General features: G+C 70.8%; 15 protein-coding genes. 4 read left to right on the forward strand and 11 right to left on the reverse strand.

The window, feature by feature from the left end:
• Positions 1-36: 36 nt before the first annotated feature.
• Complete coding sequence (gene dapE / locus DJ017_RS05235; RefSeq protein WP_111527716.1) at positions 37-1242, reverse strand: succinyl-diaminopimelate desuccinylase; 1206 nt, start codon at positions 1240-1242, stop codon at positions 37-39.
• On the opposite strand from dapE, the gene DJ017_RS05240 reads away from it, so the two are divergent.
• A complete protein-coding gene (locus DJ017_RS05240) occupies positions 1241-1705 on the forward strand; it encodes a cupin domain-containing protein (protein ID WP_111527717.1) in 465 nt (154 codons plus the stop codon). The two genes, dapE and DJ017_RS05240, sit on opposite strands and share 2 nt — an antisense overlap.
• A gap of 29 nt (positions 1706-1734) precedes the next feature.
• On the opposite strand, the gene dapD is transcribed toward DJ017_RS05240, so the two are convergent.
• Genes dapD through argB form a run of 3 tightly spaced genes read right to left on the reverse strand, consistent with a single transcriptional unit; the run spans position 1735 to position 4177 of the window.
• Positions 1735-2562 (reverse strand): 2,3,4,5-tetrahydropyridine-2,6-dicarboxylate N-succinyltransferase, encoded by an 828-nt coding sequence (gene dapD / locus DJ017_RS05245; protein WP_111527718.1) that lies wholly within the window; start codon positions 2560-2562, stop codon positions 1735-1737.
• Between the two features lie 14 nt (positions 2563-2576).
• Entirely contained in the window at positions 2577-3248 is a 672-nt protein-coding gene (locus DJ017_RS05250; protein WP_111527719.1) for a pyrimidine 5'-nucleotidase, read from the reverse strand.
• The gene (gene argB / locus DJ017_RS05255) at positions 3245-4177 is read right to left on the reverse strand and encodes an acetylglutamate kinase (RefSeq protein ID WP_111527720.1); all 933 of its coding nucleotides are present in this window, start codon (positions 4175-4177) and stop codon (positions 3245-3247) included. Before argB ends, DJ017_RS05250 begins: the two co-directional genes overlap by 4 nt.
• A gap of 115 nt (positions 4178-4292) precedes the next feature.
• Here argB and DJ017_RS05260 point away from each other — a divergent pair, with 115 nt between their 5' ends.
• A complete protein-coding gene (locus DJ017_RS05260) occupies positions 4293-5588 on the forward strand; it encodes a Xaa-Pro dipeptidase (protein WP_111527721.1) in 1296 nt (431 codons plus the stop codon).
• 4 nt (positions 5589-5592) lie between these two features.
• Here DJ017_RS05260 and DJ017_RS05265 read toward each other — a convergent pair whose 3' ends face one another.
• Genes DJ017_RS05265 through cpaB form a run of 6 tightly spaced genes read right to left on the reverse strand, consistent with a single transcriptional unit; the run spans position 5593 to position 12536 of the window.
• Complete coding sequence (locus DJ017_RS05265; RefSeq protein WP_227000029.1) at positions 5593-6540, reverse strand: type II secretion system F family protein; 948 nt, start codon at positions 6538-6540, stop codon at positions 5593-5595.
• A gap of 5 nt (positions 6541-6545) precedes the next feature.
• A complete protein-coding gene (locus tag DJ017_RS05270; RefSeq protein ID WP_111527722.1) occupies positions 6546-7505 on the reverse strand; it encodes a type II secretion system F family protein in 960 nt (319 codons plus the stop codon).
• A gap of 3 nt (positions 7506-7508) precedes the next feature.
• Positions 7509-8945, reverse strand: a complete 1437-nt coding sequence (locus DJ017_RS05275) for a CpaF family protein (protein ID WP_111527723.1) — start codon at positions 8943-8945, stop codon at positions 7509-7511.
• Entirely contained in the window at positions 8945-10159 is a 1215-nt protein-coding gene (locus DJ017_RS05280; RefSeq protein ID WP_111527724.1) for an AAA family ATPase, read from the reverse strand. Before DJ017_RS05280 ends, DJ017_RS05275 begins: the two co-directional genes overlap by 1 nt.
• Positions 10159-11583 (reverse strand): type II and III secretion system protein family protein, encoded by a 1425-nt coding sequence (locus DJ017_RS05285; protein ID WP_165830529.1) that lies wholly within the window; start codon positions 11581-11583, stop codon positions 10159-10161. The genes DJ017_RS05280 and DJ017_RS05285 overlap by 1 nt, the downstream gene beginning before the upstream one ends.
• Positions 11584-11606: 23 nt before the next feature.
• The gene (gene cpaB, locus DJ017_RS05290; protein WP_165830530.1) at positions 11607-12536 is read right to left on the reverse strand and encodes a Flp pilus assembly protein CpaB; all 930 of its coding nucleotides are present in this window, start codon (positions 12534-12536) and stop codon (positions 11607-11609) included.
• Positions 12537-12739: 203 nt separating this feature from the next.
• On the opposite strand from cpaB, the gene DJ017_RS05295 reads away from it, so the two are divergent.
• Both DJ017_RS05295 and DJ017_RS05300 read left to right on the forward strand, forming a co-directional pair.
• Complete coding sequence (locus DJ017_RS05295; RefSeq protein ID WP_111527727.1) at positions 12740-13675, forward strand: aldo/keto reductase; 936 nt, start codon at positions 12740-12742, stop codon at positions 13673-13675.
• A gap of 44 nt (positions 13676-13719) precedes the next feature.
• Positions 13720-14943, forward strand: a complete 1224-nt coding sequence (locus DJ017_RS05300) for a CoA transferase (RefSeq protein ID WP_111527728.1) — start codon at positions 13720-13722, stop codon at positions 14941-14943.
• On the opposite strand, the gene DJ017_RS05305 is transcribed toward DJ017_RS05300, so the two are convergent.
• The gene (locus DJ017_RS05305) at positions 14940-15866 is read right to left on the reverse strand and encodes a phytanoyl-CoA dioxygenase family protein (protein WP_111527729.1); all 927 of its coding nucleotides are present in this window, start codon (positions 15864-15866) and stop codon (positions 14940-14942) included. The genes DJ017_RS05300 and DJ017_RS05305 overlap by 4 nt on opposite strands.
• Positions 15867-15884 lie beyond the last annotated feature (18 nt).

Here is a 15884-nt window from a genome sequence, read left to right on the forward strand (position 1 = left end):
GTCGCTTCGCGACAGCTCCCCCTAAGGGGAGCATCTTCAACCGCCGAACGCCGCGAAATACCGCTCGATCAGGCGCTCGTAGACGGCCTGGAGCATCTGGATCTCGGCGACCGGGGCGCGCTCGTCCACCTGGTGCATGGTCTTGCCGACGAGGCCCAGCTCCACCACCGGGCAGAGGGCGCGGATGAAGCGGGCGTCGGAGGTGCCGCCGGAGGTGGAGAGCTCCGGATCGCGGCCGGAGACGTCGCGCACGGCGGCGGCGACCACATCGGTGAACGGGCCGGGTTCGGTGAGGAAGGCCTCGCCGCTGATCTGCGGCACGACCTTGACCTGGCAGCGGGTCCCTTCGGCCGCCTTGCCCGCTTCTGCGGCGATCCAGTCGGCCAGGGCCTGGCCGGTGTGGTTCGGGTTGAAGCGGATGTTGAGACGGGCCCGCGCCGCGGCCGGGATGACGTTGGTCGCGCTGTTGGGCATGTCGATCCAGGTGACCTCGAGGTTCGAGGGCTGGAACTCCGGATAGCCCTCGTCCAGCACTCGCGCCTGCAGGGCCGCCAGGATCGGGATCAGCACGCGGGCCGGGTTGGCGGCGCGCTGTGGATAAGCCACGTGGCCCTGGATGCCGGTGACCTCGATCTCGGCGTTGATCGACCCGCGCCGTCCGACCTTGACCATGTCACCGAAGGTCTCCGAGGAAGTCGGCTCCCCGACCACGCAGTGGTCGATGACCTCGCCCTCGGCGGCGAGGGCCTCCACCACCTTCTTCGTCCCGTCGAGGGCCACGCCCTCCTCGTCGCCCGTGATCAGGAAGGAGAGCGAGCCCTTCACCTGGCCCGCGGAGATGGCTTTGGCGGCGGCGGCGGCGAAGGCTGCGATGGCGCTCTTCATGTCCACCGCGCCCCGGCCGATCAGCACCCCGTCGGTCACGTCGGCGGCGAAGGCGTCCTTGGACCAGGCGGCCGTGTCGCCCACCGGCACCACGTCGGTGTGGCCGGCGAAACAGAGGTTGGGGCGGGCGGTCCCATAGCGGGCGTAGAGGTTCTCGATCTGGCCGAACCGCATGCGGCGGCAGGAAAAGCCGAGGCTCTTGAGCGTCGTTTCCACCAGGTCCATGGCCCCGGCGTCGGCCGGGGTGACGGACGGCTTGCGGATCAGCTCCCGCGTGAGGTCGACGGCGTCGATCAAGCTCGAACCTTTGCCTTCGAGTTCATAAGTAGGGCTCTTCCTAGAGCATGAGGGGCCCATGCCCAAGATCGACATCGACAAGGCGCCGACCCGGTTCGGCACGGCATATCCGCCGCCCTACGACGAGCCCTGCCGCGGGCGGCGGCGCTGGCAGCTCGGCGACGCGGGCGGGCTCAGCCAGTTCGGCGTCAACCTGATGCGGCTGCCGCCGGGCCAGTGGTCGAGCCAGCGCCACTGGCACACCCACGAGGACGAGTTCGTCTGGATCGTCGAGGGCGAGGTGGTGCTGGTCACCGACGACGGCGAACAGGTGCTGCGGGCCGGCGACTGCGCGGCCTTCCCGGCGGGCGCGCCGGACGGCCACCACCTGCAGAACCGGTCCGACCGCGAGGCCGTGCTGCTGGAGGTGGGCTCGCGCCGGCCGGCCGAGGACGCCTGCGACTATCCCGACCTCGACATGCTGACCGATCCCGCCACCGACCTCTACCTGCACCGGGACGGCACGCCCTATCCGGCGAAGTAGCCCCCCTTCTCCGAAAGGGGAGTAGGACCTCAGTCCCTGAGCAGCTCGTTGATGGAGGTCTTGGAGCGGGTGCGCTCGTCGACCGTCTTCATGATCACCGCGCAGTAGGTGCCGGGCAGGGCGGGATCGACGGGGTTCGGGCGCGAGCCGGACATGATCACCGAATAGGGGGGCACCTCGCCGGTGGTCACCTCGCCGGTGCGGCGGTTCACGATCGGAGTCGTGGACGTCAGGTAGACGCCCATGGAGAGCACGCTGCCCTCGCGGACGATGACGCCCTCGGCTACCTCGGAGCGGGCGCCGATGAAGCAGTTGTCCTCGATGATGGTCGGGTTGGCCTGCAGCGGCTCGAGCACCCCGCCGATGCCGGCGCCGCCCGAGAGGTGCACGTTCCTGCCGATCTGGGCGCAGGAGCCGACCGTGGCCCAGGTGTCGACCATCGTCCCTTCGCCGACGTAGGCGCCGATGTTGACGAAGGAGGGCGTCATCACCACGCCCTTGGCGATGAAGGCGCCCTTGCGGACCACGCAGCCCGGGACGGCGCGGAAGCCGGCCGCGTCGAAGCGCCCGGCGTCCCAACCGGTGAACTTCAGCGGGACCTTGTCCCAGTAGGGGCCGGGCGCGTCGGCCTCGACCAGGGCGTTGGGGGTGAGGCGGAAGAACAGCAGGATCGCCTGCTTGGCCCATTGGTGGGTGGTCCAGACGCCGTCGTCGCCGCGCGAAGCGACCCGCAGCGCGCCGGAGTCGAGCCGCTCGATGGTCTCGAGCACGGCCTCGCGCACCTCGCCCTTGGTGGCGGTGTTGATCGCGTCGCGGTTTTCCCAGGCGGCTTCGATGATGCGCTTCAGGTCGTCCATGGAGATGCTTTCGTTCAGGCGGCTTGCTTGAGCCGCGCGCCGCTGAGGAACGGCGCGAGCTTGTCGGTCCGGTGGTGCACGAAGGGGGCGGTGGAGGCGGGCGCGTGCGGGCCCACCAGCACGGTGGTCATGCCGAGGTCCGCGGCGGGCGCCAGGTTGCGCTCGCTGTCCTCGAAGAAGGCGGCGGCGGCGGGCTCGACGCCATGCTCGGCGCTCATCCGCCGGAACGGGGCCGGATCGGGCTTGGGCGTGTAGTCGAAGGAGCCGATGTGGAAGACGTCGTCGAACAGCGACGCCAGCCCCAGCCGCTCCAGCACGCGACGGGCGTGGATGTCGTCGGCGTTGGTGAAGATCAGCCGCCGGCCGGGCAGGCGGGCGATGGCGGCGATCAGCGCCGGGTCGTGGGCCAGGCTCTCCAGCGACATGTCGTGGAACAGGGCGTGGAATTCCGCCGGGTCGACGCCATGGTTGAGCATCAGGCCGCGCAGCGTCAGGCCGTGCTCCGCCAGGTACTGCTTCTGGAGGCGGTAGGCCTCGTCCCGCGGCAGGCCGGTGACCTTCTCCACGAAGGCCGTCATCCGCCCCTCGATCTCGCGCATGAAGCCGCTCTCGACCGGGTAGAGAGTGTTGTCCAGGTCGAAGAGCCAGGTGTCCACGTGGCGCAGATCGGGGGTCTGGTCGCTCATCGGCAGATCAGCGTTCCGGCCCCGTGCTCGGTGAAGAGCTCGACCAGCATGGCGTGGGGCCGTCGGCCGTCCAGGATGACCACCGCCTCGACGCCCGCCTCGACGGCGTGGATGGCGGTCTCGAGCTTGGGGATCATGCCGCCGGTGGCGACGCCGTCGGCGATCGCCTTCTTGGCCTCGGCGACGGTCAGCTGGCGGATCAGCTCGCCGTTCTTGTCGAGCACCCCGGCGACATCGGTCAGCAGCAGCATGCGCTTGGCGTTGAGCGCGCCGGCCAGGGCGCCGGCCACGGTGTCCGCGTTGATGTTGTAGGTCTCGCCGGTCGCCGAGACGCCGATCGGGGCGACCACCGGGATGTAGTCCTCCTCGGCGTAGATCAGGGCCTGGATCAGCTTGGGGTCGATCTTCTTGGGCTCGCCGACGAAGCCGAGGTCGACGATACGCTCCTCGTCGCTGTCCGGGTCCTTCTTGGTCCGCTGGACCTTCTCGACGGTGATCAGCCGGGCGTCCTTGCCCGAGAGGCCCACGCCGCGCACGTCGGCCTCGGCGCCCGCCTGGGTGATCCAGGAGGCGATCTCCTTGTTGATCGCGCCGGAGAGGACCATCTCGGCCACCTCCATGGTCGCCTCGTCGGTGACCCGCAGTCCGTCGACGAAGGTCGACTTCACGCCCGCCTTGGCCAGCCAGGCGGAGATCTGCGGCCCGCCGCCGTGGACCACCACCGGATGGACGCCCAGCATCTTGAGCAGCACCGCGTCGGCGGCGAACAGCTTGGCGACCTGCTCCTCGCCCATGGCGTGGCCGCCGTACTTGATGACCACGGTGGAGCGGTCATAGGTCTGGATGTAGGGCAAGGCCTCGGCGAGGGTCTTGGCCGTGGCCCATCCCTGACCTTCCTGAGCTTGGCCTTCTTGCTTCTCGTCGCTCAACGTGGCGGCCCTCTCCAACTTTCGGGCGTCCCGATAGCGGACGGCGGCCCCCCTGTCACCTTCGCGCGCGCGTGCTAAGCCATGCGCTTCAGTAGAGTTCGCGTGGGGGTTCCCGATGAAGATGTCGAGCGTGGCGGCCGCGGTTGCGGCCGGGTGGGTGGCTGCGTGCCTGGCTAGCGGGGCGGCCGAGGCCAAGACGGTGGCGGTCGCCGCCGACCGGCTGCTGGATGTGGCCACCGGCAAGTACGTCGACAAGCCGCTGGTCATCGTCACCGACGCGCGGATCACCGCGGTCGGTCATCAGGGCGATGCGGCGCCGGCCGGCGCGGAGCGGGTCGACCTGCCCGGCGTGACCCTGCTGCCGGGCCTGATCGACATGCACGTCCACCTGACGTCCTCGCCGCTCTACTCCGGCTACAACTACCTGCAGTTCACCGACAGCTTCTGGCCGATCATCGCCACCCGGCACGCCAAGGCGACGCTCGAGGCGGGCTTCACCACGGTGCGCAACGTGGGCTCGGAGAACTACGAGGACGTGGGCCTGAGGCAGGCGATCGACGAGGGCTTCATCGAGGGGCCGCGGATCGATGCGGCCGCCTACGCCATCGGCTCCACGGGCGGTCACTGCGACTCGACCTTCTTCCCGCCATCGATGAATCAGCGCGAGCCCTCGGTGATCGACAGCCCCGACCAGGGCCGCCAGATGGTCCGCCAGATGCACAAGTACGGCGCGACGGTGATCAAGATCTGCGCCACGGGCGGGGTGTTCAGCCACGGCGACACGCCGGGCGCCCAGCAGCTCACCCTCGAAGAGATCAAGGCGATCGTCGACGAGGCGCACCGCACGGGGATGAAGGTCGCCGCCCACGCCCACGGCGCCGAGGGCATCAAGGCCGCCATCCTCGGCGGCGTCGACACCATCGAGCACGTCTCCCTGGTCGACGACGAGGGCATCCGCCTCGCCGTCCAGAAGGGCGCCTGGTTCGGGATGGACATCTACAACACCGACTACACCCAGGCCGAGGGCGCCAAGAACGGGGTGCTGCCGGAGAACCTGAAGAAGGACCGCGACATCGGCGAGATCCAGCGCCAGAACTTCAGGAAGGCGCTGAAGGCCGGCGTGAAGATGATCTTCTCCTCCGACGCCGGCGTCTATCCGCACGGGACGAACGCCCGGCAGTTCGCGGTGATGGTGCGCTATGGCGCGAGCCCGCTGCAGGCGATCCAGACCGCCACGCTCAACGCGTCCCAGGCGCTCGGCGGCGAGTGGAGCCACGACGTGGGCCAAGTGGCCGTCGGCCGCTTCGGCGACATGGTCGGCGTGAAGGGAGATCCGCTCTCCGACGTCACGGTGCTGGAGCGGCCGGTGTTCGTGATGAAGGGCGGCGAGACGGTGGTCCGCCGCCCCTGAATTCTCATCCGTTGCCGAACACGTGCGCCAGGCGGGCGGCGGCCGGCAGCATCAGCGCGCCGAGAAGGCACGGGAAGATGAAGATGATCAGCGGCACGGTCAGCTTGGCCGAGAGCGCGAGCGCCTTCTCTTCCGCCTTCAGCATCCGCTTGGAGCGCATGTCCTGGGAGAACACCGACAGGGTCTCGCCGAGGCTCGTGCCCATCTCCTCGGACTGGCGCAGCATGGTGGCCAGGGAGCGGGCGTCCTCGATGCCGAGCCGCTCGGCGAAGGCGGACCAGGCGTCCTTGCGGGCGCGGCCGGCGCGCAGCTCCAGGACCAGGAAACGCAGGTGCACGGTGAGGTTCGGGTAGCGGCGGACGAGTTCGTCGGTCACCCGGCTTACCGAGGCGTCGAGCGACAGGCCCGCCTCGACGCTGGCGACCAGCAGGTCGAGCAGGTCGGGGAAGCCGTCGGCGTATTCGCGCTCCCGCGCCGTGCGGCGCGACTTCAGCACCTGGTCCGGGCCGAAGATGGCGGCGCCGGCGAACAGGAAGGCGACCAGCAGGCCGCCCATGCCCTTGCCGCCGGCGATCAGCGGCAGGGTGAGGACGACGCAGATCGTGGCGATGACCAGGGTGGCGGCGCGGGCGCCGAGGTAGATCACCGGCGCCTCGCGGTTGTGGAAGCCGGCCTGCATCAGCCGGGTGCGGAGCAGCGACAGCTTGGCCGGGTCGCGTACCGCGCTCTGCTGGCCGAGACGGCGGACCCCGGCCATCACCTGGCCGGCGATGACCCCGCTGGTCGGGGCGCGGCTGACCTCGGTCGGCGCGCCGCCGGCGGCGGCGAAGCGCGCCCGCCGGGCCGAGCGCAGGCGCAGCTCGCCGAAGGCGAGGAAAGCGCCGCCCCCCAGGGCCCCGACGACCAGCAGCAGGCCGACGGCGTAGATGAGGTTCTCGAGCGACATCGCCATGGTCTTCAGAGCCTCATGTCGATCATCTTGCGCATGACCAGGTTGCCGACGCCCAGCCAGACGAGCAGGCCCATCAGGCCGTAGCGCACCAGCGGCTCGTGGCTCACGTCGCCGTAGAAGTGCGGGTTGGTCAGGTTGATCAGGCCGAAGGCGACGAACGGCGCCGAGGTCAGGATCATGGCCGAGGCGCGGCCCTCGGCCGAGGCCGCCTTGATCTTCAGGCGCATCTTGTGGCGATCGCGCACCGTGGCGGCGTTGAGTTTCAGAAGGCCGGTCAGGTTGCCGCCGGCCCGCTCCTGCAGGCGCACGGTGGCGGCGAACAGGTCGACGTCCGGATGCTGGCATCGCTCGGACATGCGGGCGATGGCCTGCTCGAGCGTCGCGCCGTAGGCGATCTCGTCGGCGGCCATGCCGAACTCCGAACCGACCGGGTCGCTCATCTCGCGGCCGACCAGGGCGATGGCGGTGGGCACCGGGTGACCGGCCTCCAGGCTGCGGACGATGATCTCGAGCGCCTGCGGCAGCTGGAAGCCCAGGGCCTTGGCCCGGCGGCCGGCCATGAACTTCAGGTAGAAGATCGGAATCGCGACCCCGCCCAGCACGGCGCCGACCGGGATCGCCAGCGGATTGTGGGTCAGGACGAAGCCGCCCGCCCCGGCGATGCCGGCGGCGGCGATCGCATAGGTCAGCCACTTCTTCTGGTCGTAGGGCAGGCCCGAGGCGACGATCAGGTCGGACAGCCACTGCAGGCGCCCGGCGCGCTCGCCACTGGCGTTGAGGCCGCGCTGCTTGCGCAGCTCGAGGATCACCGCCGACAGGCCGTCGACCTTCTCGGCGACCTTGAGGCGCTGGGTGAGCTTGCGGCGCTCGGTGGCGGTGGTCAGCAGGCCGATGGCCGCCTGGGCGCCGGTGAAAACCGCCGCCCCTACGAGGACCATGAACAGCGTCTTCCAGTCGGCTTCCATGGCTTAGCCCACCGGCAGCGGCTTGGAGGGATCGAAGTTGGTGACGTCGAAGGCGATGCCCCGTCGGAGCATCTCGTCGAGGCACTTGGGTCGCAGGCCGGAGGCGCGGAACTCGCCGTGCACCGTGCCGTCGGGATCGGTGTGGGTGCGGTTGAAGGTGAAGATGTCCTGCATCTGCACCACCTGGCCCTCCATGCCGACGATCTCGGTGACGTGGGTCACCTTCCGCTTGCCGTCCGACAGGCGGTTGACCTGCACCACCATGCCGACCGCCGAGGCGATCTGGCTGCGCATGGCGTCGGGGCTGAGGTTCATGCCGCCCATGGCGATCATCTGCTCGAGGCGGCCGATGGCCTCGCGCGGGTTGTTGGCGTGGATGGTGGCCATGGAGCCTTCGTGGCCCGTGTTCATGGCCTGCAGCATGTCGAAGGCTTCTTCCGAACGGACCTCGCCCAGGATCACGCGGTCGGGACGCATCCGCAGGGCGTTCTTGACCAGCTCGCGCTGGCGGATCTCGCCCTTGCCTTCGATGTTCGGCGGCCGGGTCTCCATGCGCACCACGTGCGGCTGCTGGAGCTGCAGCTCGGCGGCGTCCTCGATGGTGATCAGGCGCTCGCCGGGACTGATGGCGGCCGAGAGGGCGTTGAGCAGGGTGGTCTTGCCCGAGCCGGTGCCGCCGGAGATGACGGTCGAGACGCGCGCCTTCACCGCCCCGTGCAGGAAGTCGGCCACGCACATCGGCATGGCCTGGAATTCCACCAGGCGCTCCAGGCTCAGCGGGCTCTTGGAGAACTTACGGATCGAGACCGAGCCGCCGTCGATGGCGATCGGCGGGATGGCGGCGTTGACGCGGCTGCCGTCGGGCAGGCGGGCGTCGACCATCGGCTGGCTCTCGTCGATCCGGCGGCCGACGCCGGAGACGATGCGGTTGATGATCCGCAGCAGGTGGTCGTTGTCGCGGAAGTGGACCGGCGTGAGCTCCAGCTCGCCGCGCCGCTCCACATAGACCTGGTAGGGGCCGTTGATCAGGATGTCGCTGACGGACTCGTCCTTGAGCAGCGGCTCGATCGGGCCCAGGCCGACCATCTCGTCGTAGATCGAGGCGCCCAGCTCGTCGAGCTCGGCGGTGTTCAGCGCCAGGCGCTCGGCGCGAGCGAAGTCGGCCACGAGGTTCATCACCTGGCGGCGCAGCTCGCTCTCGTCGAGCTTCTCCAGCTTGGACAGGTCGAGCTCGTCGATCAGGCGCGCATGCAGCTTCATGCGCATGTCGATCTGCTGGGCCTGCGGCGACTTCGGCGCGGGCGGCGCCGGCCGGGCGGGGCGCGGCTCGGCCTTGGCGGCGGCGACGGGCGCGGCGGGCGCGGGCTTGGGCGGCTCGGGGGCGGGGGCCGGCTGCGGGGCCGGCGTCTCGACCTTGCGGCTCAGGCTGAAGCGACCCATCAGGCGGCGCCTTTCATGGTGACCGGACCGTCGCGCCGGGCCGGCTCGGAGGCGAGCTTCTCGACCAGGGTCTGGACGTCCTTGACGATCTTCGACTTGGGCCGGTGCTGGGCGATCGGACCGCCCAGGTTGGCCGAGGCCGCGGCCGCCTCCCAGTCGGACGAGATGCCGGCCAGGGCCTTGCGCTGCAGGGCGCGCTCGGCCTCGGCCATGGACGGCGCGGGACCGAACATGCGGCTGGCCAGGCGGTTCAGCACGATGCGCGGCTTCAGGCCCGTGCCGAGCCCGTCCTCGATCTCGTCGGAGAGGGCGCGGGCGGCGAGCAGGGCGGGCACGGTGAGCTCGGAGATCACCACCACCTCGTCGGAGCCGGCGAGCGCGTCGAGGGTCCAGGCGCGGCGGTGGCGCGGCATGTCCAGCACCACCCAGTCGTAGGTCTCGCAGGCGATCTCCAGCACGCGCAGGACGGCCTCGCGCGAGGCGAGGTCGAAGGCGCCCGGATCACGCGGATGGGCCAGGAGGTCGAAGCGCTCGGAGATCGGCGTCACGAACGCCTGCAGCACGGACTGGTCGATGCGCTCGGCGCTGGCCGCGAACTCGGCCAGGCGCATGGTCGGCGTCGCGCCGAGATAGGCGGCGGCCGCGCCGTCGGCGAAGTTCAGGTCGATCAGGCAGACCCGTTCCTTGCCCGGGCGCTCGGAGAGCGCGGTGGCGATCTCGACGGCGATGGTGGTGGCGCCCGCGCCGCCCACCGCGCCCGTCACCGCCCAGACGCGCGAGGCGCTGGCCGGGCCGGCGGGCGCGGCCGCTGCGGCGGCGAGGTTGGTCATCAGGCCGGTGATCGCCGCAGCCAGCTGGTCGGGCGAGAACGGCGCCTCGAGGATATCGGCGTGTTCCAGGCGCAGGAGGTTGCGCACCAGACCGGCGGGCAGGCTCTCGCCCACCATCAGGACAGGCGGCGGCGCCTTGGCGCCGGCCAGGGTCTTGACCGCGCCCGCGAGGGCGGCGGCCTCCCAGGCGTCGGCGTCGATCAGCACCAGGTCGCAGGCGGCCAGGCTCAGGCCCTCCAGGGCCTCGACGCCGGCGGAGGTGACTTCGGCCCCGGCCAGGGGCTCCGCGGCCAGCTCGGCGAGCGAGGCTCCCAGCGCCAGCACACGGCGCCCGGCGAGCCCGCCCGCGGGGCTCTGTCGGCCCTTGGATCCGAGCAGCGCCATCAGCGGGTTCCCTTCGTGGGCGCCAGGGGAGCCGAGACCGGCGCGGGGACGGCGGCGGCGAGCGGCGCAGGCGCCGGGGCCGGCACGGGAGCCGGAGCGGGCGCGGGCGGCGCCTTGCCGAGGTTGTCGCCGCGCAGGAGCATGTCGCGGACCGTGGGCTCGGTCGCGTTGACCGAGGCCGTCCGGGCCGCCGCGAAGTCGGCCGGCGTGGCCATCCGCGGGGTCACGATGATGACCAGCTCGGTCTCGTTGTTCTGCCAGCGGGTCGAGCGGAACAGGGCTCCGAGGACCGGGATGTCGCCGATGCCCGGCACCTGGCTGATGTTGTTCTGGTAGTTGCGCTGGAAGAGGCCGCCGATGGCCAGGGCGGCGCCGTCGCGCAGCTCGACGGTGGTCGAGGTGCGGCGGGTGATCAGGCCCGGCACGGTGTAGCCGTTGATACGCAGGGAGTTGGTCGGGTCGAGCTGGCTGACCTCCGGCGCGACCTCCAGGCGGATCAGGCCGTTGTCCTGGACCACCGGGCGGAAGTCGAGCTTCACGCCGTATTCGCGGAACTCGATGGTGATGGTGGTCGAGCTGCCGTTGGCGCTCTGCGGCACGGGGAAGGGATACTCGCCGCCGGCCAGGAACGAGGCCTTCTCGCCGGAGATGGCGACGAGGTTCGGCCGCGCCAGGGTGTGCACCAGGCCCTTGTTCTCGAGCGCCTCGAGGGCGACGTCGATGGTGGTCTTGCCGACCCCGCCGAACAGGCCGAGCACGCCGTTCGGACCGTCGGAGCCGACGAGGCCGCGGGTGGTCAGGAACTGGAACGAGTTGTTGTGGATGTCGGCGGTGACGCCCATGTCGTGCAGCACCGAGCGCGAGGCTTCCAGCACCCGGACCTCGAGGATCACCTCCTGCGAGGCGCGCGCCGTCAGGTTGTTGATCACGAAGCCCTTGGCGGCCTGTTCGGCGATGGCGCCCGCGCGGGTGGCGACGCCGGTCGAGGAGACCTGGCCGGTGAGCAGCAGGCCCTGGCCGGCGTTGCGGACCTGGATCCGCTCGCCCGGGAAGGCCATGCCGAGGGCGTCCTGCAGCCCGCTTGCGTCATAGGCGACGTCGACGTCGATCACCTGGTCGACCCGGCCGCCGGGGCCGTAGACCAGGAGGTTCGTCGAGCCGATCTCCTTGCCGCGCACATAGAAGGTGCGGTCGGAGGTGGGCACCACCTGGGCGATGTCGCTCTGGGCGACGACGATCCTCGACGCCGGCTCGGCGAGGCGGAAGGCCAGGGTCTTGTCCTTGGCCACCGTGATCCGGCGGCTGACCGCTGGCTCGGCCGACATCGGGGTGGCGGCTTGCGCCGGGGCGACGTGCAGGCTCGAGAGGGCGAGCGCGCCGGCCAAGGCTCCGATCAGGGGGGAGCCGATCAGGGAACGCTTCATAAGCTTCGAACTCCGCATCGGGGTCAGGCCGCGGGCTTTTCGTTAGCCGGCGCGGACGGGGCGGCAGGGGCGGGGGCGGCCGGCGCAGGCGCCGGAGCCGCGGCGCGGCCCTTGCCGGAATATTCGACGACGGTGATCAGGCCTGGGCCGCGATAGACCCCGCCGCCACGGCTCACCACGCGGCGAACGCCGCCGGACGCGGGCAGGCCGCCGGCGTTGGACAGGAAGGCCGGCGTCGCCATCATCCGGGTCTGCTGCACGTCGGCCTCGCCGGTGCGGCGCAGGGCGATGGACAGCGTGCCGAGGGTGGCGGCGATGGACAGCTTCTGGGCGTCCTCCACCGACACCTCGAGGGTGACGTTCTTCGGCTCGGCGGCCTTGCTCGAGGCGAGGTCGGCGTTGAGGTCGACGCCGAGGACGCGGATGTTCTGGATCACCACGTCGGAGACGTAGGTGCGGTTCTGGGCGGTCGGCGTCAGGTCGCGCATCAGCACGACGTCGACGTGGTCGCCCGGCAGGGCATGGCCGCCGGCGCCGGTGACGTCCGTCACCTTGATCGTATAGGCGCGCATGCCCTCGGCGACCTCGGCGGCGACCGAGGGACGGGCGCCCGGACCGGAGAGCTTGGCGGGCAGCAGGGCCTCGCGCACGGCGATCGGCTGCAGCGCCACCGGCGCGCCGCCATGATCCTGCGACAGGACCTGCTGGATGGTCGAGAAGGCGCCGACGGGCGCGACCTCGGCCGGCGCCTTGACGATCGTCAGCATGCTGGCGTCGAGCTTGTCGCCGTACTTGATGTCCTTGGAGGCGACCACGATCGCCACCCCGGCCGAGGCCGGCGAGGCGGCGACGCCGGCCTTGGCGGCGGCCACGTTCGGCAGCACGGTCTTGGCGACGACCAGGGCGCCGAGGCCCAGCACGGCCGAGGCGCCGAGACTGACGATGGTGATCATGCGCATATGGCAAAGCCCGCGGAAACTTTGAGGTGCTTCATAGGGTTACCGGCCGCCGCCTTGCGATATCGCCAACAAACGCGGTGAACAGCCGGCAACCATTCTGAAGGGCGCGGGGTCTGGCGCGCCGCTCGCGCTGGCGCGGGAGCGGACGATCGGACTAGGGTCGCGTCAGCCAATCAACAAAGGTGAGGGGACGGATCATGGAGCTGCGGCGTCTCGGGGCCTCGGGCCTGAAGGTCAGCGCGGTCGGCCTGGGCTGCAACAACTTCGGCATGCGCATCGACGCGCAGCAGACCCAGGCGGTGGTCGACGCGGCCATCGAGGCGGGGATCACCCTGTTCGACACCGCCGACATCTACGGCGGCACGAAGTCGGAGGAGTTCCTCGGCAGGGCGCTCGGCAAGCGCCGCCACCAGGTGGTGCTGGCCACCAAGTTCGGCATGCGCATCGGCGACGACGACGCCAAGAAGGGCGGCTCGCGGCGCTGGATCATGACCGCGGTGGAGGACAGCCTGCGCCGGCTCGGCACCGACTACATCGATCTTTACCAATTCCACCAGCCGGACGCCGAAACGCCGGTCGAGGAAACCCTGCGCGCGCTCGACGACCTCGTGAGCCAGGGCAAGGTCCGCTACCTCGGCAATTCCAATTTCGCCGGCTGGCAGATCGCCGACGCGGACTGGCAGGCGAGGACGGCGCATCGGACGCCGTTCGTCTCGGCCCAGAACCAGTACTCCCTGCTCGACCGCAAGGTGGAGCACGAGGTGCTGCCGGCCTGCGAGCGATTCGGCCTCGGCTTCCTGCCGTTCTTCCCGCTGGGCTCGGGGCTGCTGTCGGGCAAGTACCGGCGCGGGGAGGCGCCGCCGGAGGGCAGCCGTCTGGCGGCCTGGGGCGCGCGCGGCGCGGCGGCCCTCAACGACAAGAACTTCGACAAGGTCGAGACGCTCACCGACTGGGCCGAGGCGCGCGGCCACACGATCCTCGAACTGGCCTTCGCCTGGCTGCTCGGCCACCCGGTGGTCTCCTCGGTGATCGCCGGCGCCACGAGCCCGGAACAGATCCGCGCCAACGCCGCGACCGCCGCCTGGAAGCTGACGCCAGGGGAGGTCGAGGAGGTGGGCAAGCTGGTGGCGTGACCCACCTCGCCTGACCTTGGGACAGGCCGCTTAAGGACCGCCGCATGTACGATCTGCTCAAAGGCCTTCGCGTGGTCGAAGGCTCGGCCTTCGTGGCCGCGCCCACCTGCGGTCTCTACCTCGCCCAGATGGGCGCCGAGGTGATCCGTTTCGACAACATCGGCGGCGGGCCCGACTTCCGCCGCTGGCCGCTCGCCGACAACGGCAAGAGCCTCTACTGGGAGGGGCTGAACAAGGGCAAGAAGTCGATCGCCCTCGACCTCACCCGGCCCGAGGGGCGCGAGATCGCCCAGGCCCTGGCCACCGCGCCGGGCGAGGGCCCGGGGCAGGACGGCGGGCTGTTCGTCACCAACTTCCCGGTCGACGGCTTCCTGTCCTACGACCTGCTGGCCAAGCGCCGGCCCGACCTCATCTGCGTGCGCGTCATGGGCTGGGCCGACGGTTCCCAGGGCATGGACTACACGATCAACGCCGCCCTCGGCCTGCCGCAGATGACCGGGCCCGCCGACGATCCGCGGCCGGTCAACCATGTGCTGGCCGCTTGGGACCTCCTCACCGGCGCCTACTGCGCCTTCACCCTGGCCGCGGCCCTGATCGCGCGTCACCGGGACGGCAAGGGCCGCGAGATCCGCGCCCCGCTGTCCGACATCGCTGCGGCGACCATGGCCAACCTCGGCTTCGTCGCCGAGACCATGCAGACCGGTCATCAGCGCCCGCGGATGGGCAACGACATCTTCGGCGCCTTCGGCCGCGACTTCGTCACCAAGGACGGCCAGAAGCTGATGCTGCTGGCGATCACGCCCAAGCAGTGGTCGAAGGCCCTGGAGGCGCTCGGCATCTCCGGGGAGATCGCCGCCCTGGAGGGCGAGCTCGGCGTCTCCTTCGCGGTGGACGAGGGGCTGCGCTTCACCCATCGCGCGCGGATCTATCCGCTGTTCGAGAAGGCCTTCGCCGCCAGGACCGCGGCGGAGTTGACGCCGGCCTTCGACGCCGGCGGCGTCACCTGGGGCGCCTACCAGTCGCTGGAGGCCGCCCTCGAGGACCGCCGGCTTTACAAGGACAATCCGCTGTTCGAGGCGGTGCGCCAGCCGAGCGGCCTGACCTATCCGATCCCCGGCGCGATGGGCACCATCCCGCAGGAGACCCGCAAGCCGGTGGCTCCCGCGCCCTCGCTCGGCCAACATACCGATGAGGTCCTGGCCGAGGTGCTGAAGCTGTCGTCCGCCGAGATCGCGCGGCTGCACGACACCGGGATCGTCGCCGGCTAGGCGCTGGCGAGGAGCGCCGCGCGGTAGGGCGCCAGATCCCAGTCGGGATAGCGCCGCTGCGCGCGGGCGAGGGTCGTCTCCGTCCAGAACGGGTCCCCCGGGCGGGGCACGCCCAGGCAGGCCAGCTGGTCGGCCGTGGCGCGGGCGAAGAGCTGCCCCCAGGGCTTCATGTGATGGAAGGGCCAGGCGGTGAAGGCGATGGAATCGTCGCCGGCCCGCTTGAAGCAGGCGGTCACCGCATAGCGCACGCCGCCCGGCGCGGTCAGGTTCGTGCCGCGGTGATAGAGGTCGATGCTGTAGGGGAAGATCGATCCGGCCGGCCCGGCCGTGGAGCGGGCGTGGGGCGCGAGGCGGCGATGCAGCTCGGCGACTTCCGGCGGGCCGCCGATGGTGGCCTCGGGCGGGGCGATGGGCTCGCTCAGCGGCCGGGGCACATAGTGCATGGGCCCGTGGCCCTCGGTCACGTCGCTGAAGTAGCACATCACCGTGCAGGTGTTGCGGGTGGTGTCCTCCGACGGCGCGACGAGGGTGTGGTTGAGGTAATCGCAGTGGAAGGGCTGATCGTAGTCGGCCGCGCCGGTGTACTTGGCCCAGGCCTGGCACTGGTAGAGGTAGACCTCCTCGACGCCCAGGGCCGCGCGGGCGAAGGCGATCAGCGCCGGATGCAGGCCGATCAGGTTCAGGGCGTGGCAGCCGTCGAACGGGATGGAGTCCAGGTTCCTGAACTGGGCCGCGTGGAAGGCGCCGCCCTGGCCGTCGGCGGTCTTCACCAGCGGCTGGTCCGCGCCGGCGGCGTCGCCGAACACCCGGCCGAAGTCGGCCTGCACGGCGGCCACCTCCTCGGGCGTGAAGAAGGCCTCCACCAGCACGCCGCCGTCGCGGCGCCAGGCGTCGATCTGCTCGGGCGTGAACCGCGGGCTCATGAGCCGACGCTAAACCCG

It is taken from the genome of Phenylobacterium soli (genome assembly GCF_003254475.1).
Lineage (GTDB): Bacteria > Pseudomonadota > Alphaproteobacteria > Caulobacterales > Caulobacteraceae > Phenylobacterium > Phenylobacterium soli.